Below are 16807 nucleotides of genomic sequence, written 5' to 3'. Positions count from 1 at the left end.
CGCGGCGAGGCTGGCCGGCCCCCAGGCCTCCGGGTCGATGTTCGTGACGTAATCCGAGGGGTGAACGTCGCCCAGTTCGTTCGCGATGTTGTGCGGGAATCCGGAGGCGTCGAAACTGCGGATGGGCCCGCTGTTGCTTGCGCCGGCGCGCAGGCCGGCTGCGAATGCGTCCGGACCGACACCGATGGTTGACAGAGGTCCGAGGCCGGTGATCACCACTCGGCGGGTCATGTCAGAGGTTCCCGTCGGAGTACTCGACCACGGTGTTGTACACGGCCCGCAGATTCACCATGTCGGCGAGCAGCTCCTGCGGCAGCGAGACCTTGTACTTCTTCTCGATGCGGGCCAGGATCTCGATCGCCCGAAGCGAGTCGGCCTCGTGCTCCTCGATGAAGAGGCTGGTCTCGGTGATGTTCTCGGGCTCCTCCTCGAGAACCTCCGCGATCATCTCGCGCAGTTCGTCCATCAGCTGCTGGTTGATTGCGGTCGTCATCTCGTCACCACTTCCTGGGTTGTCTGTTCGCTGCTGAATGCGCAGCTGAATAGCCGAGTCGACGAACAGGTGTCGACTCGATGGGTCTTCCGCCAATGGGGCGTCATGCCCGGCGGGCGATCCCCTCGTTGGGGCGTACGACCGCGATGGCCTCGGCGACGGTCATGACGGGCTCGTCGCCGACGAAACTCCGGCCGGACAGGAACGCGTTGTTGCCGACCAGTTGGTCGATCTTCAGGGTGTGCCGTACGGTGTCGCCCGGATAGACCGGCCGATGGAATTCGACATTTCGGGCCGCGGCGAATATCAGTGTGCCGTTCAGGCTCTCGCCACGACTCTTGATGCTTTCCAACCAGAGCACGGCACCGCTCTGGGCGAAAGATTCGATGAGCAGCGGCTTCGGATAAGCGAAAGCGCTCGAACCGAGACCTTCGGCCATCCTCGCATAGCACGGCTCACTGCCGGAAATTGCTTTTACGGTGACGATGCGGTCGAATGGAGACAACTCCAGGACCGCATCGACGAGCAGGACCGGGTGGCGGTGCGGGATGATGTTCCGAATTCCGGCGTGGTCGATCACCGGATGCCCCCGTCCGTGATTCGGTACACCAGCTTCAGCCTCGCCGCGGCCTCGCCGAGGGCGTTGCGGCAGTTCGCGTCCACGGCCAGGTCATCACCCTGGACGACGAGCTTGCAGGACACCTGCAGCGTGTCCCCGGGCAGGACCGGTGAGGTGAAGCGCGCGGACGTGACGGTGGTCAGATCCGCGATCCGATCGGCGCCGAACGTGCGTGCCACGTATGCGTCGACCGTCTGGTTCACCGATTCCATGATGAACACGCCGGGGTAGATCGTGAAGTCCGGGTAATGCCCTTCGAGATACGGGTCCCCGGCGTGCACCGATTTTGTCGCCGTGATCTCGGAATCGCTGACCTGAACGATGTCGTCGACCGCGTCCAGGGGCGCGGCGCGCCTGCGTGCTTCCGGCATCAGAAGACGATTCCGCCGTCGACCTGTATGACCTGGCCGGTGATGTAGGCGGCACGCTCCGAGACGAGGAACGACACCAGCTCTGAGACGTCCTTGGGCTCGCCGATCCGCTTCATCGGGATCATCCCGAGCGCGGTCTTCCGGGCCTTCTCGGGGAGTTCTGAGGTCATGTCCGTCTCGATGAAGCCGGGCGCCACCACATTGACACGGATGCCGTATCCGGCGACTTCCTTGGCGAGCGCCTTGCTCATGCCGTGGATACCCGACTTCGCCGCCGAGTAGTTGGCTTGGGTCGGGTTTCCGAACACGCCGGCGACCGACGAGATGTTCACGATGGTGCCGGCCTTGCGCTTCATGAATCCGAAGACCACGCTGCGGCAGAAGTTGTAGGTTCCCGAGAGGTTGGTGTCGATGACCGCGTGCCAGTCCGCGGGCGGCATCAGGACCATCGGATTGTCCTTGACGATGCCGGCCGAATTGACCAGCGCGACGATGTCACCGAGCTTTTCCTCGGTGGTCTTGAGGAACGCCTGCACCGACTCGAGGTCGGTCACATCGCAGGGCGCGTGATAGCACTCCACGCCCAGGTCGCGGATTTCTTTCTCGGCCTGCACGGCCGTGTCACCGCCGGAGCGATAGCAGAACGCGATGTCATATCCGTCCGCCGCCAGCTGGACAGCGACCGCCCGACCAATTCCCCGGGAGCCACCGGTGACAACTGCGCACCCTCGCTCGCCCATTATGTCTTTGCCCCCTTGGATTGCCTTTCGTGATTGATGCTATGGCCATCCGGACGACTCTCCCCGGCCGTTGGCAGGTAGGTGCCAAAGAACCTGCCGGCCCGGTCGGCTCGCCCGCCGCGGCCAGGTGTCTGCGAAGCCTGTATCGGTGCGCCGAACCCCGATCGGAGGCGGATGTGCGACGGCCTCGTGCGCTCCGTCACAGGTTTCGGACGCACGAGGCCGGGGAATGAGAATCTCTTTCAGCTCTGCTGAGCCAGCAGCCGGTCGCTCGCCGACGGGATGTCCAGCTCCTTCCAGACGTCGCGGAGCGCCTCGGCGAAGTTCTCGACGTCGGATCGCGTGTGCACCGCGGACGGAGCGATCCGCAGGATCTCCTGACCGGCCGGCACGCTGGGGGCGTTGATGGGCTGCACGTACATCCCGTGCCGCTTGAACAGCAGGCTGGATGCCTGCTTGCAGGTCCGGTCGTCCCCGATGAAGGCGCACACGATGTGTGAGTCCGCGGATATGAACGGGATGTCCGCCTCGTCGAGCAGACGGTGCAGCAGCTGCGCATTCTCGGCCAGCGCCTGCCGCTCGACCTCGGAGTTCCGCAGGTGGCGGACCGAGGTCAGCGACCCGGCCGCGATTGCCGGCGGCAGCGAGGTGGTGAAGATGAACCCGCGCGACAGCGTGCGGACGGCTTCGATGAGGGCGGCCGGTCCGGCGATGTAGCCGCCGACCGTGCCGAAGCCCTTGGCCAGGGTGCCCATGATGACGGTGAACTGGTCGGCGATGCCCTCCCGGGCGGCGATGCCGGCGCCCTCGGGGCCGTACATGCCGACCGCGTGCACCTCGTCGAGGTATGTCGTGGCGTTGTAGCGGTTCGCGACCTCGGCTATCTCGGCCAGCGGCGCGATGTCGCCGGACATCGAGTAGACCGACTCCAGGACGATCAGCTTCGGACGGTCGGCGGGAGTGGCCGCGAGCAGCTCTTCCAGGTGAGCGACGTCATTGTGCCGGAAGACGTGCTTTTGCGCGCCGCTGTGCCGCAGGCCGTCGATGATCGACGCGTGGTTCTCGGCGTCGGAGAACACGACGGTGTCCTTCGGCAGCCCGGCCAGCACGGTGAGGGCTCCGTCGTTGGCGGTGAAGCCGGAGGTGAAGAGGAGGGCGGCCTCCTTGTCGTGCAGCTCCGCAAGTTCCCGCTCCAGCTGGACGTGGTACTGGTTGGTGCCACCGATGTTGCGGGAACCGCCGGAACCTACGCCGTGGGCCTGGATCGCGCTCGTCATCGCTTCGATGATCTTGGGGTTCTCGCCCATGCCGAGGTAGTCGTTGCTGCACCAGACGCTGATCTGCAGGTCTGCCCCGTCTTGCCGCGCGGTGGCGGTGGGGAACTTGCCGGAGTGGCGGGCGATCTCCAGGAACTCGCGCCGGCGGGCGGCGACATCCGCGGCGATGGGGCCGTCGGAATACGATTCCAGATGCAGGTTCATTCCGTTCGTCTTCTCTGTCGAAGTTGGGGGTTCCGGGCGTCGAATTTCCCGGATCAGGCCTCGAGCAGCCGCAGGCGCAGCTTGTCGGGCTTTCCGTTGTCGTTCAGCGGCAACGCACTGAGAATCGTGATCTTCTCCGGCGCGTGCAGCACCGATAGCGACTCGGCAATGTGTGTGCGAATGCTCTCCGTCTCGACCTCCGCCGCGGGGTCGCAGACCAGCGCGGCGTGAATGTGCTCGGAACCGTCCCGGTCCTGCACGCCGTAGACCGCGGCATGCCGGATTCCCGGCAGGGAGAGGATTTCCCGCTCGACCACCAGTGGGTGGACCTTGACCCCGTCGACCTTGACCACTTCGGCCACCCGGCCCAGCAGGTGCAGATAGCCCTTCTCGTCGCAGTAGCCGATGTCGCCGGTGTAGTACCAGCCGTCCCGGAGGACCTGCGCGGTCAGTTCCGGGTCGCCGGTGTATCCGTCCATCAGGTGCGGTGAGCGGACGCGGACCTGGCCCACCTCCCCGGTCGGCACCGGAGCTCCCGAGACCAGGTCGCCGACGACGACCTCGACCTCGCCGAAAGGGCGGCCGACGGTGGTCGACAGCCACGGGTCGAGGTGTTCCTCGCGCTTGAGCGACGTGATACGACCGGACTCCGAGGTGCCGTAGGCCTGCACCAGGATGAGGCCGAGGATGCGGACCGCCTGCGCGATCCTGGCGGGTGCCGCCGCGCTGCCGCTGTAGATCAGCCGCTTCAGCGAGGACAGGCCGGCGGATTCGAGGTCGTGCGCCCCGAGCTCCTCCAGGTGGTCGAGCAGCTGGAACAGCTGGACCGTCGCCATGAAGGTCCACGAGATCGCCGACTCTTCGACTGTCTTGGTGAACTGCCCGGCATCGAAGTGCTCGTGGAGGTGGACCTCTCCGCCCAGGGCCAGGGCCGCGTCGGCCATGGTGCCGACGGTGTGGCTCAGCGGCGTCGTCACCAGCAGCCTCACGTCCTCGGCCGCGCGATCGGCCGCCACCATGCCGCGGACCCCGCCGTTCCAGACCTGGCCGGAGAGCCGGATGCCCTTCGGCCGCCCGGTGCTCCCGCTGGTGAACCCGATCACCCCCACGGTGCTCGGGTCCCACGGCGCGGCCTGCGGGGCGTCGGCTCGGCTCGCCGCGTCGTGGCCGGTGCCGTCGACGCGGGTCACCGGAAGTCCGCCGATGCCTTCGGAGAGTTCAAGTGCGCGCTGCGCGTTCTCGGCGTCCGCGTACACCGTCGAGGCAGCGGTGTCGCGCAGGATCTGGATCTGGTGGTCCAGCGGGAGGATCGTCGAGCTGGTTCCCGGATTGGTGGACCGCAGGTAGCAGACGGTGCTGCCGAGCAGATGCGCGGCATACCGCGCGGTGAGCATCTCGGGGCTGTTGGGAGCGACCAGAATCGCTACGACATCTTCTTCCCCCACGCCGCGGTCGCGCAGCGCGTGGAATATCTCGGTGGTGGACCGGATCAACTCACCGCCGGAGAACGCTCGGCCGCGCCAGAAAATGGCGGGGCGATCCGGCGCCGCTGCGAACACCGAGAGAATATCCGAAACGTAGCTGTCGCTTTCGCGCCACCATTGGTCCTGTGGGGTCATGACCCTGCCTCTCGATACATACCCCGGTGGATCGCGATCTGCTGGCCCGGGTGCAATCCGATCCTGCCGGTTCACGGGATGCGCGGAAAAGAACGTTCGACCGGCTGAACCGGCGCATCGAAGCGGTCACCCGACCGGGGTAGCCGTCCGGGTACCCCTGGTCGGACCGGCGGCGGGAATCGGAAGCCGCCGCGTCCCGGTGGACGGGTGACGGTTCATCAGGGATTGACAGGTTCCGGGCGATTCCACACAATCAAATCGTCAGGTTCTTGTCGATCCTACCGAAGGTCTCCATGACGACGCCTCCAACGCTGCCGAAGTCCCGGCAGCAGTTGATCCTCGCCGTGCTCCTGTTGTCCTCGCTGCTGATCTGGCTGGACAACACCATCCTCACCACCGCCTTCGAGACCCTCGCCGACCCGGTCCGTGGCCTGGGCGCCAGCCCCAGCCAGCTGCAGTGGGCCACCGGCTCGTACACCCTGGTCTTCGCCACCTTGATGTTCACCTCCGGCGCCCTGGGCGACCGGTTCGGCCACCGGACCGTGCTCGCCACCGGGATGGCGGTCTTCGCCGGCGCCTCGGTGTGGGCGGCGTACGCGGGCGACGCGGACCAACTGATCGCCGCTCGGGCCGCGATGGGCATGGGGAGCGCGCTGATCATGCCCGCGCAGGTGGCCATCCTCATGTGGACCTTCAGCGGTCCCGCCCGGGCGACCGCGATCGGCATCTCATCGACGTCCGCCGGCGTCGGTATCGCCGCGGGCCCGCTGCTGGCCGGCGTCCTCCTCGGCCACTTCTGGTGGGGCTCGATCTTCCTGGTCAACATCCCGATCGCGGTGCTGTCGCTGATCGGGATCGCCACGCTGGTCCCCAACTTCCGCAGTCCCACCCCGCGTCCGCTGGACCCGGCCGGGCTGCTGCTGTCGATCAGCGGGCTCGCCTTCCTGGCCTACGGGCTGATCCGCGCGGGGCAGGTGGCCTCATGGAGCCCGGTGTCGGTCTGGGGCCCGATCGCCGCCGGAGTGGTCCTGCTGACCGGCTTCGTGCTCGTCGAACTGCGCCACCGGCAGCCCAGCTTCGACCCCCGGCTGCTCGCCCAGCGCATGTTCGGCCTCGCCAACGTGGCGCTCGGGCTGCTGATGTTCGCCATGACCGCCGCCAGCTTCTACGGCGCCTTCTACCTACAGGGCGCACGCGAATTCTCGCCGCTGCAGGCGGGGCTGGCGTTCTCCCCGACCGCGCTCGGGGCGATCGTGGGGGCGCCGCTCGGGGTCCGGCTGGCCCGCCGCTGGACGCTCCGCGTGGTCACCGCGACGGCGCTGACCACGGCGGGGCTGGCCATGGGCTGCAACATGCTCTTCGGGCTGCACACCCCGCTGGTCTTCAACGAGATCGCCTACATGATCCAGGGCCTGTCGATCGGCATGGTGATCGGCCCGGTGACGGGGGGACTCATGAGCGTCCTGCCGCTGGAACGGGCCGGTGCCGGATCGGCCGTCCTCAACACCGTGCGCCAGACGGGCAGTCTGATGGGGATCGCGGTGGGCGGCACGATCATGTCGCTCGCCTACCGGCACGCGGTCGACAGCTCGCTGAGTGGGTACCCCGAGCAGGTGCAGGCCCGGGCGCGGATCTCCGCCGAGCAGGCCCGGCACGCCGCCGCCGCGATCCACCAGCCCGACCTGGTGCGCGTAGCCAACGACGCGTTCATCAAGGCCATGCACATCAGCGCCGCCGGGACCATGCTGATCGCCCTCTGCGGCGCGCTCCTGCTGGTGATCGCCCTGCGTCCGGACCGGCAGCCCGCGGAGCCGGTGGTCCAGGACAACCGGGTGAAGTCCAACCTCTGACGCCGACACCCGGCTCGACCTCGGTCGTGACGTGGTAGGTCGTGGGTCCGGACGTGGGTGTAGACCCGTCTCTCGTCCTGGACCTTGAACTCGGCGGGCAACAGGCCGACTTGCTCCGGGCGGATCCGCAGCCGTTTGCCCACGGTGTGTACGCCGATCCGGTCCGCCGGCTTGGCCTTCCACTCCTCCGACAGCCGGTCGCAGACGTCGATGGCGCCGACGAATTTGTTGTGCCCGCTGGTGGAGGGGATGTTGACGCCGTGCAGCTGGTGAACGGCGGCGGAGGAGGAGTCCTGGTGCCAGAAGTTGCCGACCGGTGACGCCGCGCCCGCTCGGCCCGCACTCAGCGGGGCCGGGATCAGAGGTGTCCACCACTCGGGGACAGGTCCGGCGCCACACCGCCCGCCACTGCCGCACCGACCGGTCCGTCCCCCGCAGCTCAGCCGCGATCTGCGCCGTGCCCGCCCCGGCCTCGAACCACTTGGCCGCCTCCAGCCGCACGGCCTCCCGCTTCTCCTGCTCCGCGGGCGTCAGCCCGCCCCCTTGCGCATACCGCATGAGGTCGTCGTACCGCAGGAATCACCACTCGTCACGACTGCCCTGACAGCGCCGATTCAACCTGAGTATCCCGGTGTTGGCCGGTCCGGCGATCGCCCGGCACAGCACGTCGTCCTGGATCGGCTACCCCGATCGGGTAGCCGATCGATGCGCCGCTTCACCCGGTCGAAGGTGCTGTCTCGAGCCCCGCTATACGGGCAAGAATGGAGCGGCACTCGGTCGGTGGATCGCGGTCCTCAGGAGTCAAATATCGGAACGGCAATCCGGTGCCTGATCCAGGCGATTCGACTCTCACAGTTCTTCATCTTGAGATTGGAAAGGCGAACGAAATGAACCTGCATCTGGAGTCGTATCCCAAGGGGACCACCGGAGCGGCTTCGTCCGGGCGCAGGATCGAGCACATGCAGGTCGGGCGCCGCTTCGGAATGTTTCCGCAGGCCACCGCATCGCAGGACGGGGTGGATTCGCAGATCCAGGTCTGGTGCAGCAACGACTATCTCGGTATGGGACAGAACCCCAGGGTTGCCGAGGCGATGAAAGCCGCGATCGACAACCACGGTGTCGGTTCCGGTGGTTCACGGAACATCGGCGGAACCAACCAGTTCCACGTCCTTCTGGAAGCGGAGCTGGCGGACCTTCACGGCAAGGAAGCCGCCCTCATCTTCGCTTCCGGGTACACGGCGAACGACGGCGCCCTCACCGTCCTGGCGGGGACGCCCAAGGACACCATCGTGTTCTCCGACGCGAGGAATCACGCGTCGATCATCGACGGAATCCGCCACAGTGGGGCGGAGAAGTACATTTACCGCCACAATGATGTTGCTCACCTGGAAGAGCTCCTGGCGGCGGCGCCCGCTGACCGTCCGAAGCTGATCGCGATGGAAAGCGTCCATTCGATGCTGGGTGACATCGCGCCGGTGGCCGAGATATCCGAGCTTGCGTCCAGGTACGGGGCCACGACGTACATCGACGAAGTCCACGCGGTCGGCATGTACGGCCCCCAGGGCGCCGGAATTGCCGCGCGTGAAGGCCTTGCGGACAAGTTCACGGTTGTGATGGGCACCCTGGGCAAGGGTTACGGCGTGATGGGCGGATACATCACCGGACCGGCCGCACTCATCGACACGGTCCGCACCTTGTCGCGCTCGTTCATCTTCACCACCTCGCTGCCGCCGGCGATCGCGGCCGGCGCGCTCGAGTCGGTCCGTCATCTGAGGGCGTCCGAGGCTGAGCGGACGGCTCTGTCGGAGAACGCGCGACTGCTGCACCGTCTGCTCGGTGAGGCCGGCATCCCGTGTCTGTCGACCGACTCGCACATCGTCTCCGCCCTCGTGGGGGACAGCGAGGCCTGCCGACGGGCGTCCGAAATGCTGTTGGACCGGCACGGGATCTACGTCCAGTCGATCGCCTCCCCCGACGTGCCTGCCGGTGAGGAACTCCTCAGGATCACGCCGTCCCCGGTGCACGACCCGAAGGACGTCGAGAACCTCGCCCACGTGCTGGGCGGCATCTGGAAAGAGCTGGACATCGCGACGGCGAGCGACCGGCATGGTGCATGACCGTGCCCGTGCCGGCCGCATTCCTTCGGCATCCGTGGGAGAAGACGAGTTGAGCAGGAACACAGCGGCGGCGCAGAAGAAGAGCGCGCTGACCGGTTCGGTCGCGGCCGTGCTGGCGGACACGGCGGTCCGGCGGCCCGCTCACCCGGCCCTGATCCATGAGTCCGAGCACTTCGGCTACGCGTGGCTGTGGGAGCGGGCGCGCCGCTACGCGCGCGTCCTGCGCGAGAACGGGGTCCGGCCCGGCGACGGGGTCGCCATGCTCGTGGTGGACGACCCGCAGTTCCCTCTCGTGTACTTCGGCGTGCTGGCGGCGGGCGCCGTCGTGATCCCGCTGAACGTCAGGTCGACGGCAGCGGAGATCACGCACGTACTCACTGACGCCGACATGCGTTTCCTGGTGTGCGCGGATTCGTTGATCGGCCCGGCGCGAGAGGCCGCCCAGCCGCTGGGCACCCTGCTGCTGACGGTCGGCACGCCCCAGGAGGGCGCCGTCGACCTGGAGGAGGCGGCACGGCACACGGCGCCGCTCGACGACTTCGTCGCGCGCGAGCCGGACGACGCAGCTGTCGTCTTCTACACGTCCGGCACGACCGGCAAGCCGAAAGGCGTGACGCTCACCCACCGCAACATCCTGCACAACGTCCACACCATGGCCGCCACCCCGTTCGCGTTCCGCAGCGACGACGTACTGCTCGGGGGGCTGCCGCTGCCGCACAGCTTCGGGCAGATCTGCTCCATGCTGACCGGCTTCCACGCCGGGATCACCATGGTGATGATGCCTCGGTTCTCCGGCGCCGAGGCCCTCAAGCTGATGCAAGAGCACCGGTGCACGGTGTTCATGGGTGTGCCCACGATGTACTTCGGGTTGCTCGACGCGGTGGACAAGGGCGGGGCGGTTCCCCGGATCGACCGGCTCTACAGCGGCGGATCGGCGCTGCCGGTCAAGACGTTCCACGATGTGCAGCGCGTCTTCGCCTGCCCCGTGTACGAGGGCTACGGGCTGACCGAGACCTCGACCAGCGTCTCCTACAACCACCCCGGAATCGTCTGCCGCCCCGGGACGGTCGGTGTTCCCCTCGACAACGTCACCGTGGGGATAGCCCGGCCGAACACCGCCGGCATCGAACTCCTGCCGGTGGGCGAGACGGGCGAGATCGTGGTGCGCGGCGACAACGTGATGGCGGGCTACCTCGGCCGGCCGGACATCACCGCCGAGGTCATCGTCGACGGCTGGTTCCGCAGCGGAGATCTCGGCAGGCTGGACGAGGACGGCTACCTCTCGGTGGTGGGCCGGAAGAAGGACCTGATCCTCCGCGGGGGCTACAACGTCTACCCGCGTGAGATCGAGGAGGCCCTCGTCGGACATCCGGCCGTGTCCCAGGTGGCGGTCATCGGCGTCCCCCACCCCGTGCTGGGGGAGGAGGTGTGGGCGGTCGTCGTGCCGTCCCGGCCGGAGGAAGCCACACCCGAGGTCGGCGACAAGATCGTCGAATGGGGCAGGCAGCGCTTCGCCTCGTACAAGTACCCGCGCCGCGTCGAGTTCGCCGAGACCCTCCCGTTGGGGCCGAGCGGAAAAGTCCTCAAGCGCACGCTCGTCGCACAGCTGGTGTCCACCGTCGCTCCGGACTCCGCGGGGTGAGCACGGCCGGCGCGATCCGTGCCCGGTGCGCCGTCATGCCGCTCTCCGAGGCGGTCCATGACGCCTGCCCCCACCGTCGGGAGCACCGTCCCGCCACCCCCTTCACCGACCTGACCGTCGCCACGAAAGAAAGGAACCACTCATGGGCGCAACAACCGTGTCCAAGTCGTCGATCTCCGACGGGTTCGGTACCGAGTACCGCGGACTGACCGCAGAGGCACTGACCGATGCGACGACCGTCTCGGACGTCGTCGACGCCCTGGAGACCTCGCACCTGGTGGTCATCCGCCAGACTCCGCTGAGCCCCGAGCAGCAGATCGAGTTCGCCCGGAAGATCGGGCAGCCGGTCCCGTTCAACATCAGCAGGTACCGCCACCCGGACTATCCGGAGCTGATGATCTCGTCCAACGTGGTCAAGGACGGCAAGCCCATCGGCGTCGCGCGCGTGGGCAACTTCTGGCACCAGGACTCGACCTACCTCCCCGACCCGCCGGAATACACCCTCCTGCAGGGAGTCCAGGTGCCCGAAGGTCACGGCGACACCCTGTTCGCCAGCGCGATCAACGTGCTGGAAGCGCTGCCGGCCGACCTCCGCGAGAAGGCCGGGCAGGCTACCGCGACTCACCTTCACAGCCGTCGTTTCCGGATGCGTCCCGAGCATGTCGGGCTGTCTCTGCCGGAGTTCCGCGCCGCCGTCGACAAGGAATATCCGCCCGCCGTGCATCCGCTCACGCCGGTCGACGAGCCGACCGGACAGCGTTACGCGTACGGGTCATCCGGCTACACCGAGGCGGTCGACCAGTTCGACGCGAACGACAACAAGCGCTGGTTCGGTGCAATTGAGGAATTCCTGGGCAATCCCGAGAACATCTATCGCCACAAGTGGACCCAGGGCGACCTTGTGATGTGGAAGACCAAGATCGCGTTCCACTCCGCTACCGAACTGCCGGAGGGCGCCGGTCGGATCGTTCACCGCGTGAGCATCAGGAAGAGCAACCGATGACGGGGTGAGCGACTGCCGGCAGCTGCCCACATCGAAGCTCCGGGCGGTGCAGGTGACGTGATCGGTCACCGGCATCAACCGGAGCTTCGTTGCGTTCGTGGCACTCCAGCCGGCCACGTCATACCACCGTGGCCTGCACGCTCACGCACTCACCGGGACTTTGCAACCGCCCTGACTACGTGGACACCATGAAGTAGTCGGCCGGATTAAGGGCATTGAGCGCGATCCACCGCTGTGGTGTTACTGCGGTGGATACTTCAGTGCTGTCCGATGAGGCGCGGAAGAAGCCCTGGATATCGAGAGAAATCCGAGGATCGTCATCGATGTTCCGTGCCATTTCGTAGTAGACGGCCAGCACGTGGATGCATCGTGGAGTGTCAGCTGAGCATGAGCAGTCGACGCCGACGAGTTTCGGTGCAGGCCGGTGGCCCGCGTCGGCGGTCGCGCGATACAGCTCGTCGGTGAGGACGAGCCGAACGCCGCACAGCTGGCGGGCGATCCCGGCCATCGCCTCCCGGGACATCGGCGCAACCTCGATGTTGGCCACCGCGGCGTTGCGGCCGTGCTGTACGACGGCGCGCACGATCCGGCCGTCGATCGTGACCTGCACTTTCCCGTCGCGTGCGATTCTGCGCGCGCGCGGCAGCTGCGGATCGGGACGGGTCTGACGCAACGGCTCGGCGAACCGAACCCAGTCCTTCCCCCACAACGTGTGACCGAAATTATTGCCGCTCATATGTCAGCTGTCTCGCTTCCGGCGCAGGATCGCAATGAGGCGGTCATCATCCAAGCGGGCCAATTCGGCGACACCAGACATATCCGCGATATCGGAGAGCGCGGATTTGCGCGAGTGCATGGCCGCGATGTGCTCCTCGACGGTGGTCCCCGTGGTCAGGGTGGTGACGGTGACGGTGCGGGTCTGACCGATCCGGTGGACTCGATCGGAGGCCTGCGCTTCCACGGCTGGATTCCACCATCGGTCGAAGTGAATGACGTCGGCTGCGCGGGTGAGAGTGAGTCCGGTGCCCCCGGCTTTCAGACTGAGCACCAGGACTTTCGGGCCGTTGTCGGCCTGGAACCGGCGGACGATGTCGGCCCGTTGCTTCTGATTCAAGCCGCCGTGGAAGAACGGCACACCCACACCGAACTGTTCGCCGCAGTGTCGCACCAGCAGCTCACCGGTCTGCCGGTACTGGGTGAAAATGAGGGTTGGCGATCCGATTTCGAGGTTGTTGGCCACAATGTCGGTGCACAGGTCGAGCTTTCCCGACCTTCCTGACAGCTCATCGAGATCACCGGTGATCAGGCCCGGGTGATTGCAGACCTGTTTGAGCGCGGTCAGGGCCGCCAACACCTTGGTCTGGCGCCGTGCGCCGCTGCCGAAGCCGTCGTCGATCGCCTGCTCCAGCAGTCGGTCGTACACCTGCTGCTGTTCCTCGGTGAGGTCGCAGATCAAGTCGGCGTGGATCTTGGGTGGGAGCGAGCTTGCGACCTGGGACTTCTTCCGCATCAACACGACCGGCTCGATTGCCCCGCGCAGTCGGGCAGCGGCGGCGAGGGAGCCGTTCGCGATCGGCCGGACAAAGCGACGGCGGAACTGCGTCTTGTGCCCGAACAGTTGCGGTGCGACCAGATTGAGCAGCGCCCAAAGCTCCTCGAGGTGATTCTCGACGGGCGTTCCGGTCAAGGCGATTCGCGCGTCGGCCGCAATGGCTCGCGCGGCCTTCGATACCTGCGTGCGGGGGTTCTTCAGTACCTGCGCCTCATCGAAAACCGCAGTGATCCACTGATGCTCCGTCATGGCAGGGCTGTGTATGCGTAGCGTCGGGTAGCCGGTGAGCACCACCGTCCCGCTGTCCGCCTCTTTGAGTGGCCCGCCACGCCAGATTGTCGTCCGCAGGTCAGGTGCGAACCGCGCGATTTCGTGTGCCCAGTTCCCGACCAGCGACGTGGGACACACCACCAGCTGCGGCCCCTCCTTGGCGCGCCCGGCGATATAGCCGATGGTCTGCAGCGTCTTACCGAGCCCCATTTCGTCGGCAAGCACCGCGCCGCCGTGTGCGTCGACGGTCTCGCGCAGCCAGCTCACACCGCGAACCTGATACGGCCGCAGCTCGGCGGTCAGCGCTGTGCGCAGTTCGGTCGCAACAGCATGGGTGTGATGGAAGACGGCCACGGCATGCTCCGCCGACGTCACGGCGACACCGGTGGCATCGGGAACGGCATGCGCTGCGATCGGCAGGGCCGGGTCGCCGCCCGCAATCCGCGCCCGCCAGACATCCACCGAACGGCCGGGCGAGTCGAGGGGCGCGCCGGCGAGCCTGTCCGGCTCGATCAGCGCGCAGTCGACGTCGGACACCTCGAACCCGCCAAGGTCTGATGTCGGGACGACCAAGGCAACGGTCTCGACATCACCGACCGGCGGAGCAGCCCCCACGGCGCGGCCGGACCAGGTCCACAAGGCAAACATGTGACGGTCGGGGAGATATGTGGCTTGACTGTCAAGTCGGCCACCAGGAAGTTTTTGCCCGATTCCCATGGTGTCAGTGGCTGCCCGCGTCATCGGCGCTCGTAAGCGGATTGGTTGAGAACGGCAAGGATCAACTGCTGCCTGGACTTCGGTAACGTCGGGGACGCGGTCATGAATACCTTCGGGCGCGATCGGTAGAACCTGACGATCGGACCGTAGGCAATCGTCAAGTCCCTGTCAATTTCTGGGCCAGAGTGGTAGAAAAGTCCCGGTGAGTGCGTGAGCGTGCTGCCGGTGGCCTGCCCGCCGGTCCTGACCTGGGCCCGTTCCCTCGCCGCCGAACACGGGTCCAGCAAGGGAAGCTTCTACTGGTTCTTCGCCAACCGCGACGCGCTGATCAGGGCCGCGCTGCAGCACTGGCGCTGCGCGACGACCGACCAGGTGGCCGCCTCGCCGGCCGAACTGCCGGATCCCGCCGCCAAGATGACCGCGCTGCTGGAGTACGTCTTCGACAGCCCCTTCCGGGGCATCGGGATCGCGTTGCAGGCCGACGCGGTCCGCCCCGAGGTCCGCGAGGTCCTCGCGGAGACGCACCGGCGCCGTCCGGACATCCTGCGGCACCTGCTCACCGAGGCCGGACTGCACCTGCCCGAGGCCGAATCAACGGCGCTCTCGCTCCACGCCGTCCACCTCGGTGTCCTCCGGCTCCGGTGCATCGACCCGGAACTGGTTCCTCCCGGCGCCGACGGGGGCGACTTCCAGCGGACGGTCCGGGACCGGCTGCTGCCCACCCTCGGGTGACCGGCGGTGGCCGGCCTGGGTCAGGCCGAAGGAGCGCGTCGGCAGGCAGGTTCGTCTCCGGCCCGGGGGACGGCCGTCCCGAAGGGCGACGGCGGCCTTGAACCCCTCCGGTACGGCGACGTCCAGGATCGTCCAGCCGATCGGCAGGAGCGGCTCCTCCGCGTCGGCCGCGCCGGTCGTGTACGCGGCCTCCAGCCCCACGTAGTCCGCCCCGACACCACCGGCGATTCCCGAGCCGACGCCCTTGAGATAAGCCTCCTTGCGGACCCAGCACCCCAGTAGAGCCGCAGTGCGCTCCGCGGGGTCCAGCGCCTGCAGAGCCCGCTGCTCGGCAGGGTGCAGATACGAGGACAGGTCGAACCTCCCGTGTCTCGCCGAAGGGGCCTCGACATCCGCGCCGACGGCGGACGACGCGACCGCGAAGAGCACCGCGTCGCCCGAGTGCGACATGGAGAAGTGCAACGACGATTCGCCGGCCAGGGCCGGGCGGCCGTGCGGGCCGTTGCACATCGGACACGGTTCGCGGACGAAGCCGACCTGGTCGGGTGCCAGCCCCAGATAGGAACCCAGCAGTACGCGCAACCCGACGTGGGCCGTGACGTACCGGAGCCGTGGCCGCCCGGCGGTGATCGCGGCAGCGCGGAGCCGCTCCCCTTCGTCGAGACAGCCGGCACCCGCCATGGCGGCGGCGCCGTTCGCGGGAACATGGAGCAGCCATGCCTCCACTTCGCCCGGACGCGGCCGGTGTCCGGCGCGGGGCAGCGGTGACGGCGACGGGGGCAGCAGGCCCAACTCGGCGGCTTGAGCCCCGGCTTGGAAGCGTGAACTCACATCGAGTACCTGCACATCGCCCGGCCTCGCCACGTCCAGGCGCTCGACTGCACCGTCCTCCTGGTTTTCCTCGCGGTAGCCATGCCGCAACTTCTGCTCCCCCATGGACGGCGTATCGGCGGTGTTCTGCTGAACGATAGCGCGTAGAAAAGCAACCGGTCCGTGCCTGAATGTGGTGAACACTCAACAATGGCAGCGGATAACCCCGGACCGGAGTTCATGCGGCCATGCGGCGCAGCATGGATCGGGTGATCAAGGGATGCGGAGACTGATGCCTGTCGATGCGGCGCCGCCCGGCGTGCGCGCGGAAGGCGTGTACGTCTACCGCCGCGACTACGGCGTGACCGCTGAGCCGCTGCGGTACGGCTACGACGTCGCCAGTCCCTGAGGAGAGCGCGGCGTCCAGCGTCAGCCTGCTGCGTGATTCTCCGTTGCCGGGCGGGCCGTTCCGGTCTCTCCGGGGGGCGCCTGGATGACCCGCAGCGCGGGATCGGTGGGTGCGGGATCGGTGGGCGCGTCCCCGGTCGGGGCGGCGGAGGGTTGTATGACGCTGTCCTCCCTCATGGCCTTGGTCTCGCTCTTGAGGATGCGCAGGGACTTGCCCAGCCCGCGGGCGGCTTCGGGCAGCTTCTTCGAGCCGAACAGCGCGATGATGACGATCGCCACGATCAGCAGGTGCCAGGGTTCCAGTCCGTTGCGGAGCATCCCGCCCGCCCCTTCTCTTCTGCCTTTATTGCTATTTTGCGCAACTGTACAACCGTGAAGGAGTC

14 protein-coding genes and 1 pseudogene are annotated in these 16807 nt (G+C 67.2%); 4 read left to right on the top strand and 11 right to left on the bottom strand.

Translation table 11 applies throughout. From position 1 onward, the window contains the following. The 7 genes and pseudogenes from M878_RS48365 to M878_RS69865 form a co-directional block, all read right to left on the bottom strand. Positions 1–231, bottom strand: a pseudogene (locus tag M878_RS48365) (beta-ketoacyl-[acyl-carrier-protein] synthase family protein); the annotation flags it as partial. Position 232: 1 nt separating this feature from the next. Next, positions 233–493 carry an acyl carrier protein gene (locus tag M878_RS69885; RefSeq protein WP_023548493.1) on the bottom strand — a complete coding sequence of 87 codons (261 nt, stop codon included), beginning with the start codon at positions 491–493 and terminating at the stop codon, positions 233–235. A 103-nt stretch (positions 494–596) separates the two neighbouring features. Continuing rightward, a complete protein-coding gene (locus tag M878_RS69880; RefSeq protein WP_023548491.1) occupies positions 597–1073 on the bottom strand; it encodes a 3-hydroxyacyl-ACP dehydratase FabZ family protein in 477 nt (158 codons plus the stop codon). Next, positions 1070–1483: a 3-hydroxyacyl-ACP dehydratase FabZ family protein gene (locus M878_RS48360; RefSeq protein WP_023548490.1), complete on the bottom strand. Its 414-nt coding sequence runs from the start codon at positions 1481–1483 to the stop codon at positions 1070–1072. The genes M878_RS69880 and M878_RS48360 overlap by 4 nt, the downstream gene beginning before the upstream one ends. Further along, positions 1483–2223, bottom strand: a complete 741-nt coding sequence (fabG, locus tag M878_RS69875) for a 3-oxoacyl-[acyl-carrier-protein] reductase (RefSeq protein WP_031225354.1) — start codon at positions 2221–2223, stop codon at positions 1483–1485. Before fabG ends, M878_RS48360 begins: the two co-directional genes overlap by 1 nt. A 242-nt stretch (positions 2224–2465) precedes the next feature. Then, positions 2466–3704, bottom strand: a complete 1239-nt coding sequence (gene hemA / locus M878_RS69870; protein ID WP_023548486.1) for a 5-aminolevulinate synthase — start codon at positions 3702–3704, stop codon at positions 2466–2468. A 53-nt stretch (positions 3705–3757) separates the two neighbouring features. Next, positions 3758–5398 (bottom strand): class I adenylate-forming enzyme family protein, encoded by a 1641-nt coding sequence (locus tag M878_RS69865; RefSeq protein WP_280923667.1) that lies wholly within the window; start codon positions 5396–5398, stop codon positions 3758–3760. Positions 5399–5616: 218 nt separating this feature from the next. On the opposite strand from M878_RS69865, the gene M878_RS69860 reads away from it, so the two are divergent. From M878_RS69860 to M878_RS69845, 4 genes are all read left to right on the top strand, one after another. Beyond that, complete coding sequence (locus M878_RS69860) at positions 5617–7173, top strand: MFS transporter (protein ID WP_051430097.1); 1557 nt, start codon at positions 5617–5619, stop codon at positions 7171–7173. Between the two features lie 887 nt (positions 7174–8060). Continuing rightward, positions 8061–9290 (top strand): 5-aminolevulinate synthase, encoded by a 1230-nt coding sequence (gene hemA / locus M878_RS69855; RefSeq protein WP_023548480.1) that lies wholly within the window; start codon positions 8061–8063, stop codon positions 9288–9290. A 49-nt stretch (positions 9291–9339) separates the two neighbouring features. Continuing rightward, positions 9340–10932: a long-chain-fatty-acid--CoA ligase gene (locus M878_RS69850; RefSeq protein WP_245238157.1), complete on the top strand. Its 1593-nt coding sequence runs from the start codon at positions 9340–9342 to the stop codon at positions 10930–10932. A gap of 142 nt (positions 10933–11074) precedes the next feature. Then, entirely contained in the window at positions 11075–11935 is an 861-nt protein-coding gene (locus tag M878_RS69845) for a TauD/TfdA dioxygenase family protein (RefSeq protein WP_063750623.1), read from the top strand. A gap of 175 nt (positions 11936–12110) precedes the next feature. On the opposite strand, the gene M878_RS69840 is transcribed toward M878_RS69845, so the two are convergent. From M878_RS69840 to tatA, 4 genes are all read right to left on the bottom strand, one after another. After that, on the bottom strand, positions 12111–12671 hold the full coding sequence (locus M878_RS69840; protein ID WP_023548474.1) for an SWIM zinc finger-containing protein: 561 nt from the start codon (positions 12669–12671) through the stop codon (positions 12111–12113). A 3-nt stretch (positions 12672–12674) separates the two neighbouring features. Beyond that, on the bottom strand, positions 12675–14405 hold the full coding sequence (locus tag M878_RS69835) for a DEAD/DEAH box helicase (RefSeq protein ID WP_031225348.1): 1731 nt from the start codon (positions 14403–14405) through the stop codon (positions 12675–12677). A gap of 660 nt (positions 14406–15065) precedes the next feature. Then, entirely contained in the window at positions 15066–16142 is a 1077-nt protein-coding gene (locus tag M878_RS000000101880) for a 4'-phosphopantetheinyl transferase family protein (protein WP_023548468.1), read from the bottom strand. A gap of 303 nt (positions 16143–16445) precedes the next feature. Next, positions 16446–16742, bottom strand: coding sequence for a Sec-independent protein translocase subunit TatA (tatA, locus tag M878_RS69825; RefSeq protein ID WP_023548465.1), 297 nt, complete (start codon positions 16740–16742; stop codon positions 16446–16448). Between the last annotated feature and the right edge of the window lie 65 nt (positions 16743–16807).

Source organism: Streptomyces roseochromogenus subsp. oscitans DS 12.976, assembly GCF_000497445.1.
GTDB lineage: Bacteria > Actinomycetota > Actinomycetes > Streptomycetales > Streptomycetaceae > Streptomyces > Streptomyces oscitans.
This window is presented reverse-complemented; position numbering and strand designations above follow the sequence as displayed.

Coding starts and splice junctions, on each gene's coding strand:
- M878_RS69845 (WP_063750623.1), top strand. CDS start 11,075: ATGGGCGCAACAACCGTGTCCAAGTCGTCGATCTCCGACGGGTTCGGT.
- hemA (WP_023548480.1), top strand. CDS start 8,061: ATGAACCTGCATCTGGAGTCGTATCCCAAGGGGACCACCGGAGCGGCT.
- M878_RS48360 (WP_023548490.1), bottom strand. CDS start 1,483: ATGCCGGAAGCACGCAGGCGCGCCGCGCCCCTGGACGCGGTCGACGAC.
- M878_RS69885 (WP_023548493.1), bottom strand. CDS start 493: ATGACGACCGCAATCAACCAGCAGCTGATGGACGAACTGCGCGAGATG.
- hemA (WP_023548486.1), bottom strand. CDS start 3,704: ATGAACCTGCATCTGGAATCGTATTCCGACGGCCCCATCGCCGCGGAT.
- tatA (WP_023548465.1), bottom strand. CDS start 16,742: ATGCTCCGCAACGGACTGGAACCCTGGCACCTGCTGATCGTGGCGATC.
- fabG (WP_031225354.1), bottom strand. CDS start 2,223: ATGGGCGAGCGAGGGTGCGCAGTTGTCACCGGTGGCTCCCGGGGAATT.
- M878_RS69860 (WP_051430097.1), top strand. CDS start 5,617: ATGACGACGCCTCCAACGCTGCCGAAGTCCCGGCAGCAGTTGATCCTC.
- M878_RS69840 (WP_023548474.1), bottom strand. CDS start 12,671: ATGAGCGGCAATAATTTCGGTCACACGTTGTGGGGGAAGGACTGGGTT.
- M878_RS69835 (WP_031225348.1), bottom strand. CDS start 14,405: ATGTTTGCCTTGTGGACCTGGTCCGGCCGCGCCGTGGGGGCTGCTCCG.
- M878_RS000000101880 (WP_023548468.1), bottom strand. CDS start 16,142: ATGGGGGAGCAGAAGTTGCGGCATGGCTACCGCGAGGAAAACCAGGAG.